The organism is Desulfosporosinus sp. Tol-M2 (genome assembly GCF_059735615.1).
This window is the reverse complement of record NZ_JCAIJG010000091.1, coordinates 1-1,523: the sequence shown is the minus strand read 5'-3', so window position 1 is coordinate 1,523 and position 1,523 is coordinate 1. Positions and strand designations below refer to the sequence as shown.

Annotated in this window: 1 protein-coding gene, 2 pseudogenes and 1 riboswitch; of the genes and pseudogenes, 1 reads left to right on the top strand and 2 read right to left on the bottom strand. The window is 46.9% G+C overall.

Annotation, left to right across the window (positions count from 1 at the left end; genetic code table 11):
* Nucleotides 1–211 (top strand): annotated as a pseudogene (locus AC6I5A_RS06515) (bifunctional diaminohydroxyphosphoribosylaminopyrimidine deaminase/5-amino-6-(5-phosphoribosylamino)uracil reductase RibD); the annotation flags it as partial.
* Here AC6I5A_RS06515 and ribD read toward each other — a convergent pair.
* Nucleotides 206–808, bottom strand: a pseudogene (ribD, locus tag AC6I5A_RS06510) (bifunctional diaminohydroxyphosphoribosylaminopyrimidine deaminase/5-amino-6-(5-phosphoribosylamino)uracil reductase RibD); the annotation flags it as partial. The pseudogenes AC6I5A_RS06515 and ribD overlap by 6 nt on opposite strands.
* A 100-nt stretch (nt 809–908) precedes the next feature.
* Nucleotides 909–1,022, bottom strand: a riboswitch (FMN riboswitch).
* 56 nt (nt 1,023–1,078) lie between these two features.
* On the bottom strand, nt 1,079–1,523 hold a 445-nt coding region (locus AC6I5A_RS06505), incomplete at its 5' end, for a GNAT family N-acetyltransferase (RefSeq protein ID WP_034613265.1).

The following is a 1,523-nucleotide window of genomic DNA, read 5'->3' as shown; positions in this document are numbered from 1 at the left end:
TTCCGGGCGTGGAATCGATCACTTACGCGAGGTCGGGATTCAGGTGGACGTGGGCCTAATGTTTCATGAAGCCTCCCTCATTAATGAAGTCTTTCTTAAAGTAATCACGACCGGCTTACCCTTTGTCGTTTACAAAACAGCGATGACTTTAGATGGTAAAATCGCCACTGAGACCGGCGATTCATCCCGGATGACTGCGGTTTTTTCCCGCCAGAATAACATCGTAACGATCACGTAATTGATGAACATATTGCCGGGAAACTTCCGTAGTGACCCAGCGTGAATCGCCGGTCTCAGTGGCGATTTTACCATCTAAAGTCATCGCTGTTTTGTAAACGACAAAGGGTAAGCCGGTCGTGATTACTTTAAGAAAGACTTCATTAATGAGGGAGGCTTCATCAAACATTAGGCCCACGTCCACCTGAATCCCGACCTCGCGTAAGTGATCGATTCCACGCCCGGAAACAAGTGGATTGGGATCTTTCATGGCGACGACAACTCGTTTAATCCCGGCGCGGATCAGCGCCTCTGCGCAGGGAGGCGTTCGTCCATAATGAGAACATGGTTCCAAGGTAACATAAGCGGTAGCGTCGCAGGCCTGCTTCCCCGCAGCGGCGAGAGCATGAACCTCAGCATGAGGAGTACCTGCCTGAAGGTGATACCCTTCTCCGACGATCTGTTCATCCTTGACGATAACACAGCCAACTAGAGGATTAGGACTGGTTCGCCCTATTGCCTTAATGGCTAAATCAAGTGCTCTGGTCATGAACTTTTCATCGTTCAAATTGAACGGACTTGATGCTTGCATATAGAATCCCTCTCATACAATAAAAAACACCCAAGTCTTCTCCGGGTGTTTGGGTCAGAAAGTTACAGCTCAAAAAAAGCGCAAATACGCCTCATTCTATCTGTTCCTCTTCTCATCCAGACTTTACTGTCGGCCCCGGAATGTCACCGGATCTGCCAAAAGGCTCGCGGGCTTTACCGCCGGTAGGGAATTTCACCCAACCCCAGAGGAATACTACAGTATATTAAATTAATTATAGTTTACTCCAGACTTTCGATTTTAGCAACCTTATTATTTGCCAAGCAGGGAGAAGAATTCTTCCCGTAATAAACCCATCAGAATGGCGTCGTGATATTTTCCTAACACAAAACGTGCTTCCCGCTGACGACCTTCAAGCTTGAAACCGACTTTTTCATAAACCTTGATAGCCCGAATATTTCCATCCCAAGTATCCAGCGAAATTCTGTGGAAATTCCACTGCGTAAAAAGGAAGCGCGCAAAGGTGATTAAGGCATCTGTGCCATAGCCTTTACCCCAATATGTTTTATTCCCAAGAACAATAAAGAGCGTGGCCGATTGAGCAGGGATATTAACTTCCTTAAAGCCTATAGTCCCAATGAGCAGTTTGTTTTCAGCCAAAATAGCATAGCGATAGGTATCCGGCAATTCGTCGAGAAACTTGACCGTAAGCTGCTCTTTGCTTAGCAGGGTATTTAAGGGCCAAGCCCCACTGGAC